This window comes from Streptomyces sp. B21-105 (assembly GCF_036898465.1).
In the GTDB taxonomy this organism is placed as follows: domain Bacteria; phylum Actinomycetota; class Actinomycetes; order Streptomycetales; family Streptomycetaceae; genus Streptomyces.
The window spans coordinates 6983442-7008975 of the sequence record NZ_JARUMJ010000001.1 but is presented as its reverse complement, the minus strand read 5'-3'; the positions used below and the strand labels follow the sequence as shown (position 1 = coordinate 7008975).

11 protein-coding genes and 2 pseudogenes are annotated in these 25534 nt (G+C 73.8%); 2 read left to right on the top strand and 11 right to left on the bottom strand.

Going from position 1 to position 25534, the window contains the following annotated elements:
• Positions 1–13: 13 nt before the first annotated feature.
• A complete protein-coding gene (locus QA802_RS31470; protein WP_334529727.1) occupies positions 14–817 on the top strand; it encodes a VOC family protein in 804 nt (267 codons plus the stop codon).
• A 197-nt stretch (positions 818–1014) separates the two neighbouring features.
• Positions 1015–1947, top strand: a complete 933-nt coding sequence (locus tag QA802_RS31465) for a helix-turn-helix domain-containing protein (RefSeq protein WP_334529724.1) — start codon at positions 1015–1017, stop codon at positions 1945–1947.
• Between the two features lie 173 nt (positions 1948–2120).
• Here the strand turns inward: QA802_RS31465 and ccrA are convergent, their stop codons facing one another.
• The 11 genes and pseudogenes from ccrA to QA802_RS41710 form a co-directional block, all read right to left on the bottom strand.
• Positions 2121–3521, bottom strand: a complete 1401-nt coding sequence (gene ccrA, locus QA802_RS31460; protein WP_443042201.1) for a crotonyl-CoA carboxylase/reductase — start codon at positions 3519–3521, stop codon at positions 2121–2123.
• 116 nt (positions 3522–3637) lie between these two features.
• Positions 3638–4417, bottom strand: coding sequence for a thioesterase II family protein (locus QA802_RS31455; RefSeq protein WP_443042200.1), 780 nt, complete (start codon positions 4415–4417; stop codon positions 3638–3640).
• Positions 4418–4533: 116 nt separating this feature from the next.
• Positions 4534–6384 (bottom strand): asparagine synthase (glutamine-hydrolyzing), encoded by a 1851-nt coding sequence (gene asnB, locus QA802_RS31450; RefSeq protein ID WP_334529718.1) that lies wholly within the window; start codon positions 6382–6384, stop codon positions 4534–4536.
• 12 nt (positions 6385–6396) lie between these two features.
• A complete protein-coding gene (locus QA802_RS31445; RefSeq protein WP_334529715.1) occupies positions 6397–6651 on the bottom strand; it encodes an acyl carrier protein in 255 nt (84 codons plus the stop codon).
• Between the two features lie 40 nt (positions 6652–6691).
• Positions 6692–7714, bottom strand: a complete 1023-nt coding sequence (locus QA802_RS31440; protein WP_334529712.1) for a 3-oxoacyl-ACP synthase III family protein — start codon at positions 7712–7714, stop codon at positions 6692–6694.
• 27 nt (positions 7715–7741) lie between these two features.
• Positions 7742–8458 carry an SDR family NAD(P)-dependent oxidoreductase gene (locus QA802_RS31435; protein WP_334529709.1) on the bottom strand — a complete coding sequence of 239 codons (717 nt, stop codon included), beginning with the start codon at positions 8456–8458 and terminating at the stop codon, positions 7742–7744.
• Complete coding sequence (locus QA802_RS31430; RefSeq protein ID WP_334534998.1) at positions 8455–9657, bottom strand: ACP S-malonyltransferase; 1203 nt, start codon at positions 9655–9657, stop codon at positions 8455–8457. The genes QA802_RS31435 and QA802_RS31430 overlap by 4 nt, the downstream gene beginning before the upstream one ends.
• A gap of 1 nt (position 9658) precedes the next feature.
• Entirely contained in the window at positions 9659–14182 is a 4524-nt protein-coding gene (locus tag QA802_RS31425) for a type I polyketide synthase (RefSeq protein WP_334529706.1), read from the bottom strand.
• Between the two features lie 4 nt (positions 14183–14186).
• Positions 14187–15353, bottom strand: coding sequence for a zinc-binding alcohol dehydrogenase family protein (locus tag QA802_RS31420; RefSeq protein ID WP_334529703.1), 1167 nt, complete (start codon positions 15351–15353; stop codon positions 14187–14189).
• A gap of 91 nt (positions 15354–15444) precedes the next feature.
• Positions 15445–18009 (bottom strand): annotated as a pseudogene (locus QA802_RS41715) (type I polyketide synthase); the annotation flags it as partial.
• A 63-nt stretch (positions 18010–18072) separates the two neighbouring features.
• A pseudogene (locus QA802_RS41710) lies at positions 18073–25411 on the bottom strand (type I polyketide synthase); the annotation flags it as partial.
• Between the last annotated feature and the right edge of the window lie 123 nt (positions 25412–25534).

The following is a 25534-nucleotide window of genomic DNA, read 5'->3' as shown; positions in this document are numbered from 1 at the left end:
GGAGAGGGAGACGATGACCGAGGCAGGCGGGCCGGCCGGCACGATCGGCGCGACACACGCGCGGTACGCGCCCGGGACACCCTGCTGGGTGAGTCTCATGGCGCACGGGTTGACGGCCACGCAGGAGTTCTACGGGCAGCTCTTCGGCTGGGACTTCCAGCCCGGCCCGGAACAGCTCGGGCCCTATGTGCGCGCGCTGCTCGACGGTGAGGAGGTCGCCGGAATCGGCCAACTCCCCCCGGACCGCCATCTGCCCGTCGCGTGGACGCCCTACTTCGCCTCCGACGACGTGGACAGCACCGCGGAAACGGTACGGCTGTGCGGCGGGACGATCGGGGTGGGCCCCCTGGACGCCTCCGACGCCGGGCGGCTGGCGATCGGCTCCGACCCGTCCGGCGCGGTGTTCGGCGTCTGGCAGGCCGCGGGCCACGTGGGAGCCACCGTCTCCGGCGTGCCCGGAACCCCCGTCTGGAACGATCTGACGACCTATGAGACGGCGGGCGTCCGCAAGTTCTACGAGACGGTCTTCGGCTACGCCGAGGAGGCCGTGGAGTCCCCCGACCACGACTACGTGACCCTGCACGTCGGCGGCCACCCGGTGGCCGGCCTGCACGGTGTGGGCGCCGCTCTGCCCCGGGACCAGGGACCGCACTGGACGACGTACTTCGAGGTGGGCGACACGGACGCGGCGATGGTCCGCGTGGTCGAACTCGGCGGACGTGTCCTCACGCCTGCCCAGGACAGCACGCACGGGCGCGTGGCGGTCGTCGCCGACCCGGAGGGCGCCCGCTTCGCCCTGATCCAGGAACCGCGGTAGGCGGCCGCACGCACGCGTTCCCGCATCCTCGGCGAGGAACCGGTCACCGCCGTCCGACCGCTCCCGTCCGCACGGCGATCCGCGACCGGCGGCGATGCACATCGGTCCTCCGGACAACCGGGTGATCGGCGGGCTCGGTCCAAACGGTTCGAAGTAGCCTTGACTCTCCAGTGACTGGAGACATCAGGGTAGGAGACATGGACGGCGCGACTCTCTACTCGATCGGGGAACTCTCCCGGCGCACCGGTTTGTCGGTAAGGACGATCCGGTTCTACTCCGATGCGAAGGTGGTCGCGCCGACCAGTCGCACTCCCGCCGGATACCGGCTGTACGACCTCGACGCACTGCTTCGCCTGGAACTCGTCCGCACGCTACGTGAGTTGGGGATCGACCTCCCCACGGTCCAACGGGTGCTGAACCGCGAAGTCTCGATGGCGGAAGTCGCCTCGGCGCATGCCGATGCCGTGGACGTCCAGATCCACATGTTGACACTGCGCCGGAGTGTCCTGCGAGCTGCGGCCAGATTCGGATCCAGCCCCAAGGAGACCAAGCTCATGCACAAGCTCACTCGATTGTCCCACGAGGAGCGCCGCCGTCTGATCGACGATTTCATCGATGGCACCTTCGGCACGGAGAGCGCCGACCCGAGTGCGGTGGCCATGGTTCGCGCTGCCACTCCCGATCTTCCGGAGGATCCGTCCACCGACCAGGTCGCCGCCTGGCTGGAGCTCGCCGAGCTGCTCGGTGACGAGGACTTCCGGACCCGTATGCGCCGGACGGCCGGCTACCAGGCCAACCAGCACACGCTCGGCATCGAGACCGAAGCCGGCGACGAACTGATGGAGTTCACCCGTCAGAAGCTCGCCGAGGTCAGGGAGTGTGGCCTGGACCCGCTCAGCGACGAGGCCACGCCCGTCGTCGACGACCTCGTGCAGCGATTCGCCGCGGCGTTCACACGCGCCCCTGACGCGGAATTCCGGGACTGGATGGCCCAGCAGTTCGAAGTGGCCTGTGACCCCCGGGTGGACGAGTACTGGCGGCTGGTGTGGATCGTCAACGACTGGCAGGTGGTACCGGGCCTGATCCCCGTGTACACCTGGCTCGTCCAGGCCTTGCGAAGGGATCGCTGAGCGTCTCCGCCGTGACGGCGGCCGCACCCGCCCGAGCCTGGATCCACCGTGCAGAAGTCGGTGAGCAGATGTGGGTGTGGTTCGTCTCCGGAAACGTTCCCGGAGACGAACCACACCCAGGCGAATGTCGTTGCGAGGTGGCGCACGGTTCGGGTGCCGCAACCCTTCGGGCGTCAGGCCCCTGCGCACACGGTCCGCGGCTGGGCGGCGGGGCCTTCGCTCAGACTCAGCCTCTCGGCGGGCTTACGGAATCGGTTGATGGCGTCGAGGTGCTGTGTGCGCAGTTCCTCGTCGCGTACTCCCAGGCCCTCCCGGGGGGCGAGGCAGAGCACTCCGACCTTGCCCTGGTGCAGGTTTCCATGGACGTCATAGGCCGCTTGTCCGGTCTCCTCCAGGGAGTAGGTCCTGGAGAGTGTGGGATGGATCCTGCCCTTCATGACAAGGCGGTTGGCCTCCCAGGCTTCACGGTAGTTGGCGAAGTGTGAGCCGACTATCCGCTTGAGCGACATCCACAGGTACCGGTTGTCGTATTCATGGGTGTAGCCCGATGTGGAGGCGCAGGTCACGATGGTGCCGCCCTTCCGGGCGACATAGACGCTGGCCCCGAAGGTCTCGCGGCCCGGGTGCTCGAAGACGATGTCCACGTCCTCGCCGCCGGTCAGATCGCGAATCCGTTTACCGAAGCGCTTCCACTCCCGCGGGTCCTGGGTGTGCTCGTCCTTCCAGAACCGGTAACCCTCGACGTTGCGGTCGATAACCGCCTCGGCCCCCATGGCACGGCAGATCTCGGCCTTCTCCGAACTGGAGACCACGCACACCGGGACGGCGCCGCCGGCCAGCGCGAGTTGGGTCGCGTACGATCCCAGGCCACCGCTCGCGCCCCAGATCAGCACGTTGTCGCCCTGCTTCATGCCGGCGCCGTTGCGGGAGACCAACTGGCGGTAGGCAGTGGAGTTGACCAGGCCCAAGGAGGCGGCCTCCTCCCAGGCCAGGTGCCTGGGCTTGGGCATCAGCTGGTTGGACTTGACCAGCGCGATCTCGGCGAGCCCGCCGAAGTTGGTCTCGAAGCCCCAGATGCGCTGCTGAGGGTCGAGCATCGTGTCGTTGTGCCCGTCCGACGACTCCAGCTCGACCGACAGACAGTGCGCGACGACCTCATCGCCCGGCTGCCACGCGTTCACGCCCGGGCCGGTGCGCAACACCACGCCCGCGAGATCCGAGCCGAGGACGTGATATGGCAGGTCGTGGCGCCGGCCCTGCGGCTGCTGTTTTCCGTAGCGCTCCAGGAAGCCGAAGGTGGGCAGCGGTTCGAAGATCGAGCTCCACACGGTGTTGTAGTTGATCGAACTGGCCATCACCGCGACGAGTGCTTCGCCGGGTCCCAGCTCGGGAACCGGCACCTCGTCCAGGTGGAGGGATTTGCGCGGGTCCTTGTCCGCGGAATGCATACCCTCGAAGATCTCGGCCTCGTCCTTGCGGACGACCGTCGCCCGATAGCTTTCGGGGATCGGCAGGGTGCGAATGTCATCAGCGGTCGCTTCCCCCGAGAGGATCGCACTGACGATGTCCTTCACGTGTTCTCCTCACATGAGCCGAGCTGCGGATCCGCGCGGCCGTTCCGGAAGCACCGGGCGCGGCAGCGGGTCACTCGGCGCGAGCGGTCGGCCGGGCCGTGGGTCGTCCATAGGTCTCACGCCTGGGCTTCCGTGCGCGGAGCGACCCTGTGCAGGTACTCCGCGATCTGGGCGTTGACGGCACGCTGCCGCGGCGCCAGGTAGAAGTGGCCGCCCGGGTGCACCAGGAGCTCGAACGCGCCGCTGGTCTCCTCTGCCCAGCTCCGCGCTTCGTCGATCGTCACCCTGGGATCGGCGTCACCGGTCATCGCGACGACCGGGCAGCTCAACCGCGGCCCCGGGCCACGCTGATAGGTCTCCACGAGCCGGTAGTCGGCGCGGAGCGCCGGCATGATCATTTGCAGCATCTCCTCGTCGTCCAGCAGAGCGAGGTCGGTGCCGTTGAGTTTCTTGATCTCCTCCAACAGACCCGCGTCGTCGCGCCGGTGGACGGATTCGCTGCGCACCCGGGACGGGCCCCTGCGTCCGGAAGCGAAGAACACGGCGAGCGGGCGTCCGGCGGCTTCCAGACGGCGGGCCAGCTCGAAGCCGACCACGGCGCCCATGCTGTGCCCGAACAAGGCGAGGGGGGTGTCGTCCTGGGGGTCCAGCACACTGAACAGCTCGTCCGCGAGGGCCTCGACTGACTCAGCAGGAGGATCCAGTCGCCGGTCCTGGCGGCCGGGATACTGCACCGCGAGGACTTCCACCTCGGGCGCCAGCGCTGCCGATACGGGGAAGTAGAAGCTCGCGGAGCCCCCCGCGTGCGGCAGACAGACAAGGCGCGGTGCGCCGGGCGACGACGGATGGAAGTTCCGCATCCATAGCTTGTGTTCCGCGCTGGATCGGCTCGCCATCAATTCCCCTTATGTAAAACGTACAGTCGGATCGAACGGTGCGGAGGGCGGGACGGTGTCCCGCTTCCGGACCGGGCGTGCCGACCGACCTGAGGCCGGTCGGCACGCAAGGTGGCTCAGACGTCCACGGTCACGTCATAGGAGGTCAGCCATCGGTTGAGCCACAGAACCATCTCCAGGCCGCCGCGATCGTGCGGAAGGCTGACTTCCTCCAGTTCGCGGTTCAGGACCCGAGTGACCCTGGTGGTGTTCAGCAGGGGCCGCACCGGGGAGTCCGGGTCAGCCAGCACCTCGCGCAGCTCGGCGCGGAGGGCCTGCTCGTACCGGGTGTCCTGGGTGGCCGGAAACGGCGTCTTGGTGCGCTCCAGGATGGAGTTCGGCAGCACGTCGCGGGTGGCGGCGCGCAGCAGGCTCTTCTCCCTGCCGTCGAAGGACTTCATCGCCCACGGCACGTTGAACACGTAGTCCATCAGGCGGTGGTCGCAGAACGGGACGCGTACCTCCAGGCCGACGGCCATGCTCATCCGGTCCTTGCGGTCGAGCACAGCCTGCATGAACCGGGTGATGTTGAGGTAGGTGACCTCGCGCATCCGCCGGTCGACGGCATTCTCGCCGGGCAGCACCGGCACCTCGGCGACGGCGTCGGCGTAGCGGTCCTGGCGGTAGCCCGCGAGGTCCAACTTCTCCAGCAGGCCCTGGTCGATCAGCGAGCTGCCGCCGAATATGCGCGCCGAGCCCGGGGTGAGCCATGGGAACGTCGGCGCGTTGACCGCTTCCTCCCGCTGATACCACCGGTAGCCGCCGAACAACTCGTCGGCGGACTCGCCGGACAGGACCACGGTCGCCCGCTGTCGTATCTCCCGGCACAACAGGTACAGCGACGGCCACAGGTCGCCCCAGTACGCGGGCGGCAGGTCGGTGGCGCGGAGGATCGCCGCCCGTACGGCCGGGTCGGCCAGCTCCGCGCTGTCGAGGAGCACCTCACGGTGGTCGGTGCCCACCTGGGCGACGAAGTCGCGCACGTACGGCGCGTCGGCCGTGCCGCGCACCGCGTCGGGCTCGAACCGGTCGGCCGCGCCCTCGAAGTCGACCGAGTACGACCTCAACGGGCCACGGCCCTCGGCGGTGAGCGCGCGATGGGCCAGCGCGGTGATCGCCGACGAGTCCAGGCCGCCGGAGAGCAGCGTGGCGACCGGGACGTCCGCGATGAGCTGGCGGGACACTATGTCCTCCAGCAGGCCGCGGACGGTGCCGATCGTGGTGTCGAGGTCGTCGGTGTGCTCGCGAGCGGTGAGCTGCCAGTACGACGTCTTGGTCACGCCGCCCTCGGTCACCCGCACTGTGTGGCCGGGCCGGACCTCGAAGAGGCCGGAGAACGGGGTGATCTCCGGGGTTTTGACCATGTCGAGGATCTCGGCGAGGCCCTGGGCGTCGACACGGCGCGGCACGGCGCGGTTGGCCAGCACGGCCTTGGGCTCCGAGCCGAACAGCACACCGTTCGGCGTGCGCGCGTAGTACAGCGGCTTGACCCCGATCGGGTCGCGCACCAACAGCAGTTCGCGGGTGGCCGCGTCCCACAGCCCGATGGCGAACATGCCGTTGAGCCGGGCGGCGAAGCCCGCACCCCACTGCAGGTAGGCGGTGAGCACGACCTCGGTGTCGCTGCGGGTGCGGAACTCGTGCCCCAGCGCCGCCAGTTCCTGGCGGAGCTCCTGGTGGTTGTAGATCTCACCGCAGAACGTCAGCACGGCCAGCGTTCGGCCTTCGCGCTCGGCGACCATGGGCTGCGTGCCGCCCACAGGGTCGATGATGGAGAGCCTGCGGTGGCCCAACGCGGCCGGCCCGTCGATCCAGACCCCCTCCGCGTCGGGGCCGCGGCAGCCCATGGTGTCGGTCATCGCCTGCACGACCGGGCGGTGCCGGGCGAGGTCCTCGCCGTGCGCCACCCATCCGGTTATCCCGCACATCGCCGTTCCTCCTCAGACGCCGGTGAGGGCGGTGTTGACGCGGTCGAGCAGTCGGCGGGGGGTCCTCGCCTCGCTGACCACGTTCTCTCCGAGATCGATGCCGTGCTTGCGCTCGATGCGCCGCACGGCGTTGAGCGTGGTCAGCGAGTCGAAGCCGAGCGCGGCGAACGTCAGGTCCGACGGGTCGCCTTCCGGCTCGACCGGGTCCTGGTCGCCGATGCTGCGGTTGAACACGTCGATCAGGTCCTGGATGGTCAGTTCCGCCATAGCGCTTTCCTCTTTTGGTGTCGGTTGCCGGGTCACGGGGTCAGACGGCGAGCAGCGTGCAGTACCAGTGCATGCCGATGGAGATGCCGGCGAGGGCGACCACGTCGCCCTCGGCGAGCTCACCGCGCTCCAGATAGGTGTCGAGGCAGATCAGCTGGTCGGCACCGCCGCAGTGGCCGAGGTCGGCGCCGAGCACGGCGTTGGTGCGCTCCAGCGGTATGCCGACGGCCTTGGCGATGTCGGCGAGGCTGTCCTGGTTGTCGTTGAGGAACAGGAACTTCGCCACTTGGCCGGTGTCCACGCCCGCGTGGTCGCAGGCGCGCTCGTAGACCGTGCGTACCCGGCTGTTGAGGGTACGGACGAACCGCGCCAGGTCCTCGGGCTCACGGCGGAAGTGCCGGTACACGAGCGCGAGCGGGTCGACGTCGAGGTTGCCGGTGCCCTCGGGCGCGAAGGGCGCGGCGGCGCCGCCGTACTCGACACGGTAGAAGTCGTTGTACGTCGGGTCGGTGATCTGCTCGGTGGCCAGCCACCGCCCCCTGCCGTGGCCTCTGCGCAGCACGGCTGCCGCGGCGCCGTCACTCGAGAGCAGCGTGTTGCTGCGCATGCGGTTGGTGTGCGCCTCGCTCGCCTGGTTCACAGCGACGAGCAGCACGGTGTCGACGTCGTCTCGGATCGCGAACACGCCGGCGATGTGCTGGAAGGCGGTGACGCCGGACGCGCAGCCCTGGGTGAGCAGCAGCGTGGGCGACGCGGTGGCGCCGATCTCGCGCGCGAGCGCCGTGGAGGCGTCCCACAGCAGGTAGTCGGGGACGCTGCTGTCCGCGACCACGACGAGATCGAGGTCCCTCGGGTCGACGCCCGCCTTGGCGAGCGCCTTCGTCGCGGCGCGGGCGGCGAGCTCGGTGGGCCGGGTGCCCTCGGGCGACCGGTGGTAGGTGCGGTAGCCCCAGAGCAGCACCCGGTCGGGGTCGTCGACGTGGTCGGCCGCGGTGGCGGTGACGTCCCTCGGGTCGCCGAGGGCGTGCGCGAGGCCGAGGATCCCGAAGTCGGCGGGAGGCATGGTCGGTACTCCTTCATCGTGGGCGGCTCAGCGGGGGAACACGCCGTCGGCGACCCAGCCGCCGTCGAAACGCAGGGTGGAGGCGGTCATGTACGCGAATCGGTCGCCGGTGAGGCCGAGGACGAGGTCGGCGACCTCGTCGGGCGTGGCGAGCCTGCCCAGCGGGGTGCGGGCGGCGATGGCGGCCTCGTCGAGGTTGCCGTTCTCGAAGCCCTTCTCCACCAGCGGCGTACGCACATAGGCGGGGCTGACGGCCAGGACGCGCACCCCGTGTTCGGCCCACTCCACGCCGAGCACTTCGGTGAGCATCACGACGCCTGCCTTCGAGGCGCAGTAGGCGGCGCGGCCCGGGACGGCGCGGTGCGCCATGACGGAGGCGACGTTCACCACGAGTCCGCCGCGCGCGGCCAGCGCGGGGAACAGGGCCTGGGAGCAGTAGAACGTGCCGCTGAGGTTGACTCCGAGGACGCGCTCCCAGGTCTTCGGCCGCAGCTCGGCCGACGGCGCGATGGTGCCCACGCCCGCGCTGTTGACGAGCAGGTCGGCCTCGGGCACCGCCTCGGCGGCGGCGTGCACTGCCTCGGCGTCGCGGACGTCCACCGTGTGCCAGTCGATGCCGGAGTCGGTGCCGGACGTGCGGTCCCAGCCGGTGACCGCCCAGCCCGCCCGCAGGAGCCGCCCGGCGACGGCCGCGCCGATCCCGCTGGCCGCACCCGTCACGACTGCTCGCCGCTGCTCGCTCACCCCTGCCCCTTCCAGTTCCGGTAGACCTCGTCGATGGACGCACTGACGGTGGCCATGGCCGCCTCGTAGGCGGCGGCCACGGTGTCGCCGCCGGGCGGGGCCAGGCCGAGCGCGCCCAGGTCGGGGGCGCGGCCCTCCGCCCAGAGCGCGGCGGCGGCCCAGCGCAGCTGGTCGAGTTGCGGCCGGGTCGTGGACCCGGCGCTGACCACCGCGTGGGGGCGGTCGGCGAGCGTGGCCGCGACGAAGCGGGGGAGGCTTCCACAGCCGACCTGGACGAACACGCGGGCGCCGTCGTCGTAGAGGCGCTCCACCACCGAGCGGAAGAGGACGGGTTCGAGCAGGTGCCGTTGCAGCAGCGCCCGTAACGGCACCTCGTCGTCCGGGTAAGGGCGGACCGTGGTCGCGGACCAGACGCGTACCGCGGGCCGCTCCAGCGGTATCCGGTCGAACACGGCGGCGAAGCCGGGCAGGTACGGGGCCAGCATCGGCGTGTGGAACCCCGACCGGAACGGCAGCGTCCGGCGCGGCACTGCGGGGTCGGCGATCCGGTCCAGGCAGCGGGCCACGGCGTCCTCGTCTCCGCAGAGCACGCTCTGGTCGGGCGCGTTGTCGTGGGAGAGCACGACGCGGGCCTCGCCCTCGGCCAGCCGGGCGGCCGCTTCGGCGGGCAGGCCGACGGCGGCGAAGACGACGTCCGGCACCGGCGAGGCGCCCATGTCGCGGGCCAGCGCCTCGAAGGCCGACGCGGGGAACGTGCCCGCGGCGAACAGGGCGCTCCACTCTCCCGCGCTGTGGCCCGCCACGGCGTCGGGGGCGATCCCGACGCGGCGCAGCGCGGTGTCGAGGGCCCGGTTCAACCGCAGCGCCGCCTGGGTGCGAGCGCCGAGGGTGTCGTCGCCGGTCCCTGGTTCGGCGGGCAGGCCCAACCAGCCTCTGACGTCGTCGGGGGCCGGACCGGTGCGGGCGTCCAGGCCGGGGAAGAGGAACACGACACCGCCCGCGAGCCCGGGGCCCGGGGTGAACCACAGGTCGTTGCCGCCGCGCCAGGGCTCACCGCGTGCGACGAGCAGGGCGGCTTGTTCCAGGCGCTCGGGCGTGGGGTCGAACACGGCGACCCGGCAGTGCCCGGCGCCGGCGGGGCGGCGCGAGCGCAGCGCGTCGAGCAGCTCGGCGGGCGTGCGCCCGGCGGCGAGGAGCACGTCAGTCAAGGCCGCCCCCGAAAGCGGCGAGGTCGCCGACGGCGTGCAGCACCTGGAGGTCGCGGCCGAACGCCAGCTCGCGCAGGAACGCCGCCACGCCCTCGTCCGGGTCGATCAGGCCGATGCCGCCGCGTACATACGCACGCTCCAGCTCGGGGGTGACCATGCCGCCCGCGTCCGCGGCCCACGGGCCCCAGTCCAGGGCGAGCACCCGGTCGGCGACCCGGCCGGACCACTGGCGGGCCAAGGTGTCGAGGGCGTCGTTGGCGGCGGCGTAGTCGCTCTGGCCCCGGTTGCCGAGGACGCCCGCGATGCTGCCGAACAGCACCAGGTGACGCAGCCCGGGGCGCAGGTGCGCCGCCAGTGCGCGGGCGCCCGCGACCTTGGTCTCGAAGACCTCGGCGAAAGACTCCGGGGACTTGTCGCGCAGCAGCTGGTCGTGGACGACGCCCGCCGCGTGCACGACGGTGTCGAGGCGTCCGTGCCGGTTGTACACGTCGTCGAGGACGGCACGGAGCCGCTCCGGATCACGTACGTCCGCGCGGTGGTGGCGCACCGACGCGGCTGTCCCGGCGAGGGCGTCGAGGCAGAGCCGGACTTCGCGGGACGCGGCGTACGCGCGCACCTCACGCTCGATCTCGGCCGGGGTGCGTCCGCCCTCGGTGATCAGCCGGGCCCGCAGAGCGGCCTCGTCCAGGGCGGCGTCGGCGGCCGGCTCGCTGCGGCTGACCAACTCGATGTGGCAGCCGGTGCGTTCGGCCAGGGCGGCCGCGAGGCGGGCGGTGATGCCGCGGGCGCCGCCCGTGAGCAGGACGACGCTTTCGCTGTCGAGCCCGAGGTCCGCTGCGGTGACACCGCCGGCCGGCGCAGCGGGCAGCGCGGCGGGGGTCGTGCGCCACAGCGCGCGGTGCCCGTCGAGGTGACCGACGGACGGCCGAAGCGCGCCGAGTTCGTCCGCCAGCGTCCGCGCCGCCACGGAGGGCGGCTGCCCATCGGGCAGATCGACGGCGACCACGGCCAGGCCGGGGTGCTCGCGGGAGACGGCACGGGCGAAGCCGTGCAGGCCCGCGCCGGCTGGACCTCCGTCATGGCACGTGGCCAGTAACAGGGTGCGTACGCCCGCCAGGACGGCCGCCCGCAGGGCGGCGAAGCGGCCGGGCAGGACGGGGTCGCCGCCTCCGAGCGCGTCGAGCAGCAGGAACGTGTCGCAGTCTGCGGGGTCGTCCACGACCTCGGTACCGCGCTCCTTGAGCAGCAGGGCCAGTTCGGCGGCGACCTCGCCGCCTCCGCTGATCGCCGCGCGTTCGACCCGCCACTCCCCCGCGACGTGCGGCGCGGGCACCAGCTCGACCACGTGGCGACGCGTACCGCTGTCGGTGCGGGCGGCCAGCCAGTCGGTCATCTCCCGGATGGTGCGCAGGTCGGCGAGGGCGCCCACGGACTCGGCGTGCGGGGTGCCGCCGAGGAGGGTGGCGGCTATCTCGGTGCGCTTGAGCGAGTCGACGCCGAGCGCGGCCTCCAGGTCCAGGTCCGGGTCGAGCATGTCGGCCGGATACCCGGTGCGCCGCGCGATCAGTTCCCGCACCGTCGGCGCGGCAGCGGAATCGGGAGCGGATGCCGCGGCGGATGCGGGTACGGACTCGGCGGGCGGCTTCACCGGTGCGGGGTCAGGGGCGGACGTGCCGGCGGAGGCCTCGCCGCCGAGGTAGCGGAGCATGACCTCCTGCTGAGCGGCGACGATGCGCTGGGTGCCGCGCAGGAACTCGATGACGCTCTCGTCGCGTTCCCCGCCCGTGGCGGTGAGCGCCACAGGCGGTTCGACGGGCCGCAGGCCGCCCGGGACCGGCTCGCCGTCCGCCGTACGGACCAGGTGGCCGTCCACCGTCCACCGCGCGGAAACCGCCGGTTCCGGTGCCGTCGTACGGTCCCCGGTCAGCTCGTCCGGCCGTACCGGTACCCCGCGTACGGCGAGGGCGGCGAGGGTGCCGAGCAGGTGAGGCAGGCCGGGGCGGCCGGGTGCCTCCACGGACAGGGCCGTGTGCGGGCGGTCACCGAGGACGGCGCCGACCAGGCGGGTCAGCACGGTGCCGGGCCCCGCCTCGACGAAGACGCGGGCCCCGGCGGCGTACATCCGCTCGATCTGTTCGGCGAACCGGACGGGTTTCGCGAGGGCGCCGGCCAGCAGCGCCCGTGCGGCGGCCGGTTCGGCCGGGTACGGCTCCGCGGTGGCCCCGGACCACACGGGCACCTCGGGCGCGTGGAACTCCTGGGCCGCCAGCACCTCGGCGAACGCCTCGGCGGCGGGCGCCATCCGGGGGCTGTGGAACGCGGCGGCGACCGGGAGCCGCTTGGCCGTGCGCCCGGCGGTGCGCAGCGCGGTGACGGCGGCGTCGATCCCGGCGCCGGATCCGGCGAGCACCACCTGATCCGGCGCGTTGTGGTTGGCGAGGACCACGTCCTCGGCCAGGCCGTGTTCGGCGAGCAGCGCGGCGACGGCGTCGGCGGGCGCGGCGACGGCGGCCATCGCGCCCGCGTCCGTACCGGCGGCGGCGTGCATGGCCTCGGCGCGGGCGCCGCTCAGGGGCAGCACGGCACTCTCGGGAAGCACGCCGGCGGCGGCGAGGGCGACGAGCTCGCCGTAGCTGTGGCCGCCCAGCAGGTCGGCCTCGACACCGCAGGCGCGCAGCAGGTCGAGCGCGGCCAGGCCGCCGATGCCGAGGGCGGGTTGCGCGAGGCGGGTGTCCACCAGGCTCGGGACGTCGCCGTCGAAGACGCCGGGCGGGAACACGGCGTCGGCCAGAGCCGGGTCGGCGCGCAGGAAGCGGTGCAGGCGGGGGAAAGCCAGGAAGAGGTCGGCGAGCATCCCCGGCCGCTGGCTGCCCTGTCCGGGGACGAGCAGCGCGACGGGCCTGCGGGTGCCGTCGCCCACGTGGACGCCGCGCTCGGGCGCGTCCTGGAGGCGCAGCGCCAGGTCGATCTGTTCGCGCAGCCCGGCCGTGTCCTCGGCGACGATCGCGACCCGGGTCGGGCCGGTCCCGGTGACACCGGCCAGGTCGCGCAGCGCGGTGCCGTCGGCCCACCGGTCGGCGAGCGCGCCCAGGGCGGTTCGTACCTCGTCCTCGGTGCCCCGGAACAACAGCAGCCGGGCTTTCGAACCGGCGGGCGCGGGGGCGTTCGAGCGCGGCTCGGAGGCGGCGAGGACCGCGTGGTAGTTGACGCCGCCGAACCCGAACGCGCTGACCCCGGCGACCCGTTCGGTGTCGGTCCACGGACGGGCTGCGGTGTCGAAGGCGAAGGGGCTGGTCTCGGCGGACCAGGCCGTGTTGGGGTCCTTCAGGTGCGGCGTCGGCGGTCGTACGCCGGTGTGCACGGCGAGCACCGCCTTGATCAGTCCGGCCATGCCCGCCGCGCACTTGGCGTGGCCGATGAGCGACTTCACCGAACCCAGCGAGCACGCGCCGGGTTCGGCGCCCGCCTCATTGAACACGCCGGTCAGCGTCTCCAGCTCGGTCCGGTCGCCCAGTACCGTGCCGGTGCCGTGCGCCTCCACGAGGCCGACCTCGCGCGGCGAGACTCCGGCGGTGGCGTAGGCACGCTCCAGCGCGCGCCGCTGGCCCTCGGGGCGGGGTGCGGTCAGGCCGAGCCCGCGCCCGTCGCTGGCCGCGCCGACGCCCTTGATCACGGCGTAGACGCGGTCGCCGTCCCGCTCGGCGTCCTCCAGCCGCTTCAGGACGAGGCAGGCCACGCCCTCGGCGAGCACGATGCCGTCGGCGGACGCGTCGAAGGGACGGCACCGCCCCGTCGGCGAGAGCGCCTTCACCGAGCCGAACATCAGGTAGTCGTGCAGGCCGTTGTGCGTGTCGACGGCCCCGCACAGGACCATGTCGCTGGTGCCCGCGAGGAGTTCCTTGCAGGCCTGGTCCAGCGCGGCCAGCGACGACGCGCACGCTGCGTCCACCGTGTAGTTCGGTCCGCCGAGGTCCAGGCGGTTGGCCACCCGGCCCGCGATCACGTTGGCCAGCGTGCCGGGGAACGAGTCCTCGGTCAGGTGCGGCAGCCGCGCGTCGAGCTCGGCGGGTAATCCGTCCAGGTGCAGCGGCAGCAGCGACCGCATCGCGTAGGCGGAGGCGAGGTCGGCGCCCGCCTCCGCGGCGAAGACGACGGACGTCGTCTCCCGGTCGAAGGGCCGGTCGGCGTAGCCGGCGTCCGCGAGCGCCCGGGTGGCGGTCTCCAGGGCCAGCAGCTGGGCGGGCTCGATGGCGCCCAGCGAGGCCGGCGGCACGCCGTGGCTCAGTGCGTCGAACGGCAGGGGCGGCAGGAACCCGCCCCACTTCGACGGCGACTGCTCCGCCGACGGGGCCTCGGCGCCCGCCCAATGGCGTTCGGTCGGCCAGCGCTCCGCGTCGACCTCGGTGACCGAGTCGACGCCGGCGACGACGTTCGCCCAGTACTGGGCGAGGTCGGGCGCGCCGGGGAAGGCGCAGGCCATGCCGACGACCGCGACGTCGAAGGATCGGGCGCTCATCGGGTCAGTTCCTTCCGGCCACGGAGAACAGCGGGAAGTACCCGTCGAGGCCGTCGAGGCCGTAGGCCTCGGCGAGTTCGGGTATTCGGTCGAACGGCGTCACCGGGCCGTCGGCGATGTCGGGCAGCCATCCGGTCTCCTGCATCACGTCCCGGATGCGGGGGCCGTCCTGGAACCGCCACGCGTGCGTATGGACGTGGATGTGCCGGGTGATGCACTCGGTGGCGCGCAGGTTCCACAGCCGCATCCCGGTCTTCCAGCCCACGGTGGACACCACGCCCTCGCGCGCCAGGCTCTTCAGCGTGGCCCGGTGGAGGCCGCCGCCGAGGTTGTCCAGGAAGACCGAGACGCCGAGGCCGCCGGACAGCTCGCCGACGATCTCCAGGAACCGCGCCTCGGAGGCGCGGTAGCGGTCCATCGCGTCGGGCTCACCGGACTCCTTCGCCCAGGTGTAGTCCAGGTCCGGGAACTCCCGACGGTCGACCGGGATCGCGCCCGAGGCGGCGATGTCCTTGAGCCTGCTGTCCCGGCCGGACACCATCGCCGTACGGAATCCCTCGCGCCGGGCCAGTTCCAACTCGGCGTAGACCACCCCGCCGCCCCAGCCGAGGACGAGCGGCTGCTCGTCCCAGGCGTCGTCGACCTGGCTGCGCAGGCAGCGGCTGGTGACCCGCCAGTTGTCCCAGGCGGTGAAGTACCGCGCGAACGGAGCCCAGCGCTCCACGGGGTACCGGCCGTCGTCCGGCAGCGGCACCAGCCGGTCGGCGGGCACGACCATGCGCTCGGCGAGCAGACCGGGCGAACCGGGCGCGTCGTAGGCGGAGATGGTCTCGGCGTAGCCGTTGCGGTCGATCCGGCCGAACGGGATCCACAGGCAGTCCTGGCCCTCGCGCAGCCCGCGCACGGCGGACCCGGCGGACAGCACGCGCACCACGCCGCACGTGCCGACCGTGATCTGCTCCTCGCCGCGCTGCCGGACGATGTCGACGGGGCTGCGCGCGAGGGCGTGCTCCATGTTCGCCTCCCAACAGCCCACCAGGGGCTCGACCAGTACCTCGTGCTCGCCCGGCGACGCGATCGGAACGCGTGCGAGGGTCAACTCACCGCGCACCGGCCCGTTCGAGCGGTCCTCCGGGCCGGCGGGCAGAACCCATGCCCTGACTGTCTCCATCAACTCCCCCAGGTCTGCGTGTTTTTGGCCGGTATGACGAGCAGCTTCGCGCCTGAAGTCGACGCTATCAGGATGGCCGCCGCGTTGATCATCAACGGTTCCACCTCGCCACGAGGCCGTCCAACAGCTCCGCGATCCGTGCCCGTTCGGGGCCGTCGGCGGGCAGCCGGGTGATGGCCTCGTCGAGCCGGCCGAGCTCCTCCAGGACCAGAACGGCCGTCGCGGCGTCCTCGTCGGCGAACTCCGCCGGATCCTCTCCGTCGGCCGGTGCCAGTTCGGCCAGCAGGTGCCGGGCCAGCTCGGCCGGGGTCGGGTGGTCGAACACCAGCGTCGGCGGCAGTCGCAGCCCGGTGACCGCGGCGATCCGGTTCCGCAGCTTCAGCGCCGCCAGCGAGTCGAATCCCTGCTCGAGGAACCGGTGGTGGACTTGGACGTCGTCGCCGCTCGGGTGGCTGAGCACCAGCGCGGCCTCGGCACGGACCAGATCCAGCAGGAACGCCTCCTGCTCCGCGCGCGGGCGGCCGGTGAGATCACGCGTCAGGGTGGGCGCGGCCGCCGCCTGCGCGGCGGCTCGGCGGGCTGGTACGCCCGACAGCGCGCGCAGCATCGGAGGCAGCTCGTCGGCTGCGGCCCGCAACGACCGCAGGTTCAGCGCGCTCGCCGCGACGAAGGGTTCGTCGCCCCGGCACGCCGCGTCGAAGAGCGCGAGACCGCGCTCCTCGGTCAGCGGCACCATGCCGTTGATGACGGCGGTCTCGTCCGGGGCCACCTCGTGGCCGCTCTTGGCCGCCCGCTCGGCCCACCAGCCCCAGGCCACGGACGTCGCCGTCAGGCCATGGGCCCGGCGGTGCCGGGCCAGGGCGTCGAGGAAGGCGTTGCCTGCCGCGTAGTTGCCCTGGCCGAGGCCGCCGAGTGTGCCCGCCATCGAGGAGAACAGCACGAACGCGGCCAGGTCGAGGTGCTGGGTCAGCTCGTGCAGATGCCAGGCCGCGTCGGCCTTCGGGCGCAGCGTCGTGTCCACCCGCTCCGGGGTGAGCGCGGCGACGACGCCGTCGTCGAGGACCGAGGCGCTGTGCACGACGGCAGTCAGGGGGTGCTCGTCCGGGATCGCCGCGAGCAGTTCCGCGAGCGCCTTGCGGTCGGCGACGTCGCACGTCACGTGGGTGACCTGGGCGCCGAGTGTGACGAGCTCCTCGCTCAGCTCGCCCGCGCCCGGTGCGGCCGGGCCGCGCCGGGAGGCCAGCATGAGGTGCCGGACGCCGTGTTCGGTCACCAGATGGCGGGCGACCAGCGTGCCGAGGTCGCCGGACGCGCCGGTGACCAGGACGGTGCCGGCCGGGTCCCACGGCGCGACGCCGTCCCTTTCGGCGAGGTGGGCGAGGCGCGGCACCAGAGCCGCGCCGCCGCGCAGCGCGAGCTGGGGTTCCCCGGCGGCCGGCGCGGCGGGGAGCGCCCGCCACGACTCGGGCTCGCCGTCGGTGTCGACCAGGACGAACCGGTCGGGGTGCTCCGACTGGGCCGACCGCACCAGGCCCCAGGCGGCGGCGCCCGCGAGATCGGATGCCTGGTCGGCCGCCGCACCGCGCGTGAGCACGACGAGCGGGACGGCGGCGAACCGGTCGTCGGCCAGCCATGCCTGGACGACCGCCAGCGTGGCGTGCGCGACGGAGCGCACCTCGGCGGGCACGTCGCCCTGACCGCTCACGGCGGTGACCAGGACGGCGTCGGGTACCTCGCGCAGGGCCGCCGGGTCCGCCGCGCCGACCACGGGATGCCCGAGGCCGCGCAGCTCCTGGGCGGCGCCCAGCGGATCGGCCCCGAGCACCGCCCACCGGCCGGACCTGGCCTCGGCGTCGGTCGCGGCCGCCGGGACCCAGTCCACGCGGAACAGGGCGTCGCGACCGATCCGCCCGGGGACGGCGCGGTCCGTCACGGCGCCGAACCGGACCGAGTCGACGGTGAGCACCGGGTCGCCGGCGGGATCGGCCAGGGTGAGGGCCATGGTGTCCGGGCCGGTGCGCTCGCCGCGTACCCGCACGGCCCGTGCGCCGGTCGCGTGCAGGCGTACCCCCGACCACGCGGCGGGCACCCGGTCGGTGTCGAGGACGGCGTGCAGGGCGGCGTCGAGCAGCACGGGGTGGAGGGCGAAGCCGTCGGCCCGTTCGGCGGCGTCGGCGTCGAGCGCCACGTCGGCGAACACGTCGTCGCCGCGACGCCACGCGGTCCGTACGGCACGCCACGCCGGGGCGGGATTTACGCCGGCCGCGTCGAGGCCGGCGTAGAGGTCGTCGACGGGCTCGGCGCCCGCCGGCGGCCATGGGGTGAGCGCGGCGCCGGGCGCGGTGCGGGCCACGAGCGTGCCTTCGGCGTGGCGCGCCCACCCACCGTCGGTCCGCCCGTGCACGCCGACCGACCGGGTGCCGTCGCCGTCGGGCTCGCCGACCCGCACCTGCACGGTGACGGCGCCCTCGGCGAGCGCGAGCGGCGCGTACGCGGTCAGTTCGCCGATGCCCGCGCTGCCGACCCGGTCGGCCGCGGCCAGGACGAGGTCGACGAGCACCGCCCCGGGCACCTCGCCGGGCAGCCACGGCTGGGCGGCGGCGGAGAGCCTGCCGGTGAGGACGAGCCCACCGCCCGCGAGGTCGACCTCGGCGCCGAGGAGCGGGTGCCCGGCCGGGGCCAGGCCCGCCGCCGTCATGTCGCCGGCGCCCACCGAGGGCTCCAGCCAGTGCCGGGCGCGCTGGAACGCGTACGTCGGCAGCTCGACCGTGCGGGCGCCGGTGCCCGCGAAGACGGGCCGCCAGTCGACGGTGGCGCCCGCCGTGTGCGCCTCGGCGGCGGCGCGCAGGAACTGCTCGCGGCCGCCCTCGTCCCGGCGCAGGGTGCCGAGCGCGGCGGCCCCGCTGCCCGCGTCCTCCAGCGTCTGCTGCAGGGCCACGGTGAACATCGGATGCCCGCTGACCTCGAGGAACGGCCCGTGGCCCTGCTCGGCCATGGCGCGCACGGCCTGCTCGAACTCCACGGTCCGGCGCGCGTTCTCGTACCAGTAGCGCGCGTCGAGGCCCGCGGTGTCGAGCAGGCCGCCGGTCACCGTGGAGTAGAACGGGATCGCCGACGAACGGGGGGCGGTCGGCGCCAGCGCCTCGACGAGACGGTCCCGCAGCACGTCCACGTGCGCCGTGTGGCCCGCGCCGACGATCTGCCGGACGCGACGCACCCGTACGCCCTCGCCCTCCAGGCCGGTGAGCAGTTCCTCCAGCGCGTCGAGGTCGCCTGCGACGGTGACGGAGCGGGGGTCGTTGACCGCCGCGATGTCGAGACTCGCCCCCCACGGCTCCAGCCGCCGGAGCACCTCCGCCTTGGGCAGCGCGACGGCCGCCATGCCGCCGGTGCCCGCCAGCGTCAGCCACGCCTTGCCCCGGGTGGCGACGATCCGGGCCGCGTCACGCAGGGTCAGTGCGCCCGCCACGTACGCGGCGGCTATCTCGCCCTGGCTGTGGCCGACCACCGCCGACGGGTGCACGCCGTGTGCGCGCCACAGCGCGGCCAGCGACACCATCATCGTGAACAGCGCGGGCTGCACGACGTCCACGCGGTGCAACGGCGGCGCGCCCTCGACGTCGTGGAGCACGTCGAGCAGGTCCCATTCGATGAACTCGGCGAACGCTTCCGCGCACGCGTGCACGCTCTCCCGGAACACCGGGAACTCCTGAAGGAGCCCCTTGGCCATGCCGGGCCACTGGGCGCCGTGGCCGGGGAAGACGAACGCGACCCGGTCGGCGCCCGCGGCGGCGTCCTGCGCCGCCGGGCGGGCGGTGGCGCCGGCGACGGCGACGGCGTCGAGGCCGCTCAGCAGTTCGGCCCTGTCGGCGCCGAGCACGACTGCCCGGTGGTCGAACGCGGTACGGCCGACCGCCAGCGACCAGCCGATGTCCGCCGGGCGGGCGTCGGGAACGGCCGCCACATGGTCACGCAGCCGCGCCGCCTGCGCGCGGAGGGCGGCCTCGGTACGACCGTGCACCGGCCACACCACGACCGGATCCGGCTGGGCGCCGGGCTCCGGCGCGTCGGCGACGGGCGCGTGTTCACCGGGCTCGTGCTCGGCGGGCTCGTGCTCGGCGGGTGCCTGCTCGATGATCACGTGGGCGTTCGTGCCGGACAGGCCGAACGACGAGATGCCCGCACGGCGTGGGCGGTCCACGGTGGGCCACTCCAACGGCTCGGTGAGCAGCGAGACGGCGCCGACCGTCCAGTCGACCTGTGCGGTGGGCGCGTCGACGTGCAGCGTCCTCGGCAGCAGTCCGTGCCGGACGGCCTGCACCATCTTGATCACGCCGGCGGCGCCCGAAGCCGCCTGGGTGTGACCGATGTTGGACTTCACCGAGCCGAGCCACAGCGGCTCGGTCCGGTCGCGGCCGTACGTGGCCAGCAGCGCCTGTGCCTCGATCGGGTCGCCGAGGCGGGTGCCGGTGCCGTGCGCCTCCACGGCGTCCACGTCGGACGGCCGCAGACCGGCGTCTCCCAACGCTGCGGTGATCACGCGCTGTTGGGCCGGGCCGCTGGGCGCGGTCAGCCCGTTGGACGCGCCGTCCTGGTTGATGGCGGAGCCGCGGACCAGGGCGAGCACGCGATGACCCCGGGCCCGTGCCCGGGACAGCCGCTCGACCAGCACGAAGCCGACGCCCTCGGCCAGGCCGGTGCCGTCAGCCGCGTCGGCGAACGCCTTGCAGCGGCCGTCGCCGGACAGACCGCGCTGGGCGGAGAAGCCGATCAGCGCGGCCGGGCTGGACATCACGGCGACGCCGCCCGCCAGGGCCAGGTCGCTCTCACCCCGGCGCACCGACTGGCAGGCCAGGTGGAGTGCGACCAGCGACGACGAACAGGCCGTGTCGACCGTAACGGCCGGCCCCTCCAGGCCGAGGGTGTAGGAGATCCGGCCGGACACGACGCTCGGCACGTTGCCGGTGAGGAGCTGCCCGTCGGAGCCTCCGGCGCCAGGGCCCCGGCTGGACGCGTAGTCACCGACGTTGGCGCCCGCGAAGACGCCCGTACGGCTGCCGCGCAGGCCCGCCGGGTCGATGCCGGCGTGCTCGAACGCCTCCCACGCCGCCTCGAGGAGGAGGCGCTGCTGCGGGTCGGTGGCGCGGGCCTCCAGCGGGGAGATCCCGAAGAACGACGCGTCGAAGTCCGCGAGACCGGGCAGGAAGCCGCCGCCTCGCACGTAGCTGCGGCCCGGGCGTCCGGGTCGAGGTCGTAGAGCGCGTCGAGGTCCCAGCCCGGTCGTCGGGCAGGTCGCCCACCGCGTCCCCGTCCGCCACGACCAGGCGCCACAGGTCGTCCGGCGACTCGACGCCGCCCGGGTACCGGCAGCTGAGGCCGACGATGGCGATCGGGTCGTCGTCATCGTCCGTCCGCGCGGTGACGACGGGCGCGGACGTCGCGACGGCTCTGAACGCCTCGGCGAGCAGGTGCTCGGCGAGCGCGGCGGGCGACGGGTGGTCGAAGACCAGGGTCGCGGGCAGCGTCAGACCGGTGGCCGCGCCGATCCTGTTGCGCAGTTCGACGGCGGTGATCGAGTCGAACCCGACGTCGCGGAACGCCCGGTCGGCGGGGAGCGCCGACGGTGAGGCGTGGCCGAGGACGACAGCCGCGTGCTCACGGACCAGTTCGGTCACGGCCCGTGTGCGCTCCCCTTCGGGCAGCGCGGCCAGCCGTTCGCGCAATGCCGAGGTCGTCCCGGTGTCGACGGCGGTGGCGCGCAGCAGGGCCGCGGCTTCCGGTACGCCCTCGAGGAGAGGCCTGCGCCGCGCCGAGCAGAACACCGGCACGAACCGGGCCCAGTCCACGTCGGCGAGCGCGACGGCGGTCTCGTCGTGGTCGAGCACCTGTCCCAGGCCCGCGACGGCCAGGTCGGGGTCGAGGAACGGCAGGCCCTGCCTGCGTACGCGCTCCGGGTCGATGCCCTCGCGGATGCCGTCCCAGTCGTTGACGGCGGCCCAGATGCCCCAGGCGACCGACGTCGCGGTCAGGCCCCGGGCCCGGCGGTCCTCGGCGAGCGCGTCGAGGTAGGCGTTCGCGGCGGCGTAGGGGGCGTGTTCACCGCTGCCCCACACACCCGCGATGGACGAGAAGAGGACGAAGGCGTCGAGGTCGGCCCCGGCGCCGCCGAAGAGCTCGTCGAGGTGACGGGCGCCGAGCACCTTGGCGGCCACCTCGTCGGCGAACTCGCCCACCGGGGTGTCGGTCAGCGGCCGGAGCTCCAGCGCGGTCGCGGCGTGCAGGACACTGCGTACCGGAGTACCGGCCTGGGCCAGTTGGGTGACCAGTGCGCGGAGTTGGTCGCGATCGGCGACGTCGCAGGCCGGGAACTCGAGGGCGGTGCCGGATCCGGCGAGTTCGGCGGTCAGTTCCGCCGCGACCGGGGCGGCCGCGCCGCGCCGGCCGGGCAGCACGACGCGCTCGGCGCCCTGGGCGGCCAGCCAGCGCACCAGGTGCGGGCCGAGCGCACCGGTGCCGCCGGTGAGCAGCACGGTGCCGGTGGGCTGCCACCGGCGAGGGGCAGGGGCGGCGCCGAGCGGTGCGCGGACCAGGCGGCGCACCGAGAGGCCGGTGTCGCGCAGCGCCACCTGGTCCTCGTCGCCGCCGTCGCCCGCGAGGACGGCGGCCAGCCGGCCGGCCGCGCGGTCGTCCAGCTCGGCGGGCAGGTCGACGAGACCGCCCCAGCGGTCGGGGTGCTCCAGGGCGACGACGCGGCCCAGGCCCCACGTCTGGGCTTGCGCGGGCGCGGTGACGCGCTCGGCGGGGCCGGCCGCGACCGCGCCCCTGGTGACGCACCACAGCGGGGCGTCGACGCCGGCGTCGCCGAGGGCCTGCACGAGCGCGACCGTCAGGGCCAGGCCCGCCGGCAGGGCGGGGTGTTCGGGGTGCGGCTCGTCGTGGAGGGCGAGCAGGGACAGCACGCCGGCGAAGCGGACGTCGGCGAGGCCGGTGTCGCCGCCCGCCTCGCCGCGGACCTCGGCGAGGCGGGCGGCGAGCACGTCGCGTCCGCTGTCGCCGTCGGCGAGGGCCAGCGTCGTGACGTCGGCTCCCCGGGCGGCGAGCACGCGGACGCAGTCGGCGGGCGTCGTGCCCGGGCGCCCCTCGGGTACGACGAGGAGCCACCGGCCGGTCAGGCGCGCGTCGTCGGGGACGGCGCGACGCTCCCACTCCACCGCGTACCGCCAGGTGTCCACGGTCGACCGTTCGTGCCGGTCCCGGTGCCACTGGGACAGCACGGGCACGACGGCGCTGAGCGGTTCGGCCGTGTCGACGCCGAGCGCGCGGGACAGCGCCTCGACGTCGACGCGGTCCACGACGTCCCAGAACCCGGCTTCCCACGGGTCGGCGCCCGCCGCCGCGGCCACGGCGGCGCGGCGCTGCGGCGTGAGCCAGAACCGCTCGCGCTGGAAGGCGTACGTCGGCAGGTCGACCCTGCGCGGTGCGTACGGGGCCAGTTCGGCCGCCCAGTCGACGGGCGTGCCGAGCACGGCGGCCTCGGCCAACGCCGTACGGAACCGGCCCAGGTCGCCCTGGTCACGGCGGAGGGTGGCCACCGAGGCGACGGGGACGTCCAGGACCTCGGCCGTCTGCTGCACGCCGACGGTGAGCACCGGGTGCGGCCCGGACTCGATGAAGACGCGGTAGCCGTCCTTGATCGCCCGGCGGGTGGCTTCCTCGAAGCGGACCGGCTCGCGCAGGTTGCGGTACCAGTAGTCGGCGTCCAGCCCGGTGGTGTCGAGGGGTTCGCCGGTGAGGGTGGAGAGGAAGGCGACATCGGTGCGGCGCGGGGTGATGCCCGCCAGGTCGGCCGCGAGTCGCTCGCGGATCTCCTCAACCTGCGGCGAGTGCGAGGCGTAGTCGACGGGTACGCGGCGCACCCGGACGTCCTCGGCCTCCCAGGCGGCCTGGGCCGCGTCGAGAGCGGCCACCGCGCCGGAGACGACCACCGCCGACGGGCCGTTGACGGCTGCCACGCCCAGACCGGGCCACTGGGCGAGCCGGGCCCGCACCTCGGCCTCCGGCAGCGGTACGGACAGCATGCCGCCCCGGCCCGCGAGCGCCAGCAGGGCCTTCGCCCGCAGCGCGACGACCTTCGCGCCGTCCTCCAGGGACAGCGCGTTCGCGACGCAGGCGGCGGCGATCTCGCCCTGCGAGTGGCCCAGGACGGCATCGGGCCGTACGCCCGCCGCACGCCACAGTTCGGCCAGGCTCACCATGACGGCCCAGAGCACGGGCTGTACGACGTCGACGCGCTCCAGGGCCTCCGGTGAGCGGACCGCCTCGTCGAGCGACCAGCCGGTGTACGGCGCGAGCGCGCGGCCGCACTCGGCCCACCGGGCCGCGAACGCGGGCGACGAGTCGAGCAACGGCACGGCCATGCCCGCCCACTGGGCGCCCTGTCCCGGGAAGACGAACGCGGTCCGCCGGACGCCCGCCCCGGCGGTGCCGGTGACGACGTCCGGGCGGGACCGCTGCTCGGCGAGCGCGTTGAGCCCTTCGAGCAGCCCGTCGCGATCGTCGGCCACGACGACCGCGCGGCTGGGCAGGGCGGTACGGCCGGTGGCCGCGCTGTACGCCACGTCCACCGGGGCCAGGTCGGGGTGGTCCGCGAGGTGCGCGGCCAGCCGTCGGGCCTGCGCGCGCAGCGCGGGCTCCGTCGCGCCCGACAACACGACCGGGACCGCGACGGGTTCGGTCCGGTCCTCGGCGGGCGCAGCCGAACCGGCCGACGCGGGGGCGGTCGGCGCAGGGGCCGAGACCAGCGCGGCCGGTGCGGCCGGTACCTGTTCCAGTGCCTGTTCCAGGACGATGTGGGCGTTGGTGCCGCTGATGCCGAACGACGACACCGCCGCCCGGCGCGGCCTGCCGGCCTCGGGCCACGGGCGAGCCCCGCGCAGCGGCTCGACCGCGCCGGAGCCCCAGTCGACCTGCGGGGACAGCTCGGACAGGTGCGGGGTGCCGGGCAGCACACCGTGGCGGAGGGCCATGACGGCCTTGATGATCCCCGCGACGCCGGCGGCGGCCTGGGTGTGGCCTATGTTCGACTTCACCGAGCCGAGCCACAGCGGCTCGTCCCGGTCCTGGCCGTAGGTCGCGAGCAGCGCCTGCGCCTCGATCGGGTCGCCCAGGGCCGTACCGGTCCCGTGGCCCTCCACGAAGTCCACGTCGACCGGGTCGAGCCGGGCGTCGGCCAGCGCCTGCCGGATGACCCGTTGCTGCGCGGGCCCGTTGGGCGTGGTGAGGCCGCTGCTGGCGCCGTCCTGGTTCACCGCGGACCCGCGCAGCACCGCGAGGACCGGGTGGCCGAGCCGTTCGGCGTCGGCCAGCCGTTCGACGAGCAGCATGCCCGCGCCTTCGGACCAGCCGACGCCGTCGGCCTGGGCGGAGTAGGGCTTGCAGCGGCCGTCGGCGGCGAGACCGCGCTGCCGGGAGAAGTCGACGAAGACGGCCGGGGTGGACAGCACGGTCGCACCGCCGGCCAGCGCCATCGTGCACTCCCCCGCGCGCAGCGCCCGTACGGCGGAGTGCAGCGCCACCAGCGACGACGAGCACGCGGTGTCCAGCGTGACGGCCGGGCCCTCCAGTCCCAGGACGTACGCGATGCGACCGGAGGCGACACTGCCGGCGGTGCCGAGGCCCAGGTGGCCCTCGACACCCTCGGGGAGCGGGTCCGCGCCCGTGCCGTAGTCGTGGTACATGACTCCCGCGTACACGCCGGTACGGCTGCCGCGCAGCGACGCCGGGTCGATGCCCGCCCGCTCCACGGCTTCCCAGGAGGTCTCCAGGAGCAGCCGCTGCTGCGGGTCCATCGCCAGCGCCTCGCGCGGCGAGATGCCGAAGAACCCGGCGTCGAACTCGCCCGCGTCGTGCAGGAAGCCACCCTCGCGGGTGTGGCTGCTGCCCGGCCGGTCGGGGTCGTCGGCGAACAGCGCGCCGAGGTCCCAGCCGCGGTCGGCGGGAAACCCGGACACGGCGTCGCGGCCCTCGTCCACCAGCCGCCACAGGTCGTCCGGCGACACGACGCCGCCGGGGTAGCGGCACGCCATGCCGACGATCGCGATCGGCTCGTGGCCCCGGTCCTCGGCCTCGCGCAGGCGCTGCTTCGTGCGGCGGAGGTCGGTGGTGAGCCGCTTCAGCGTCTC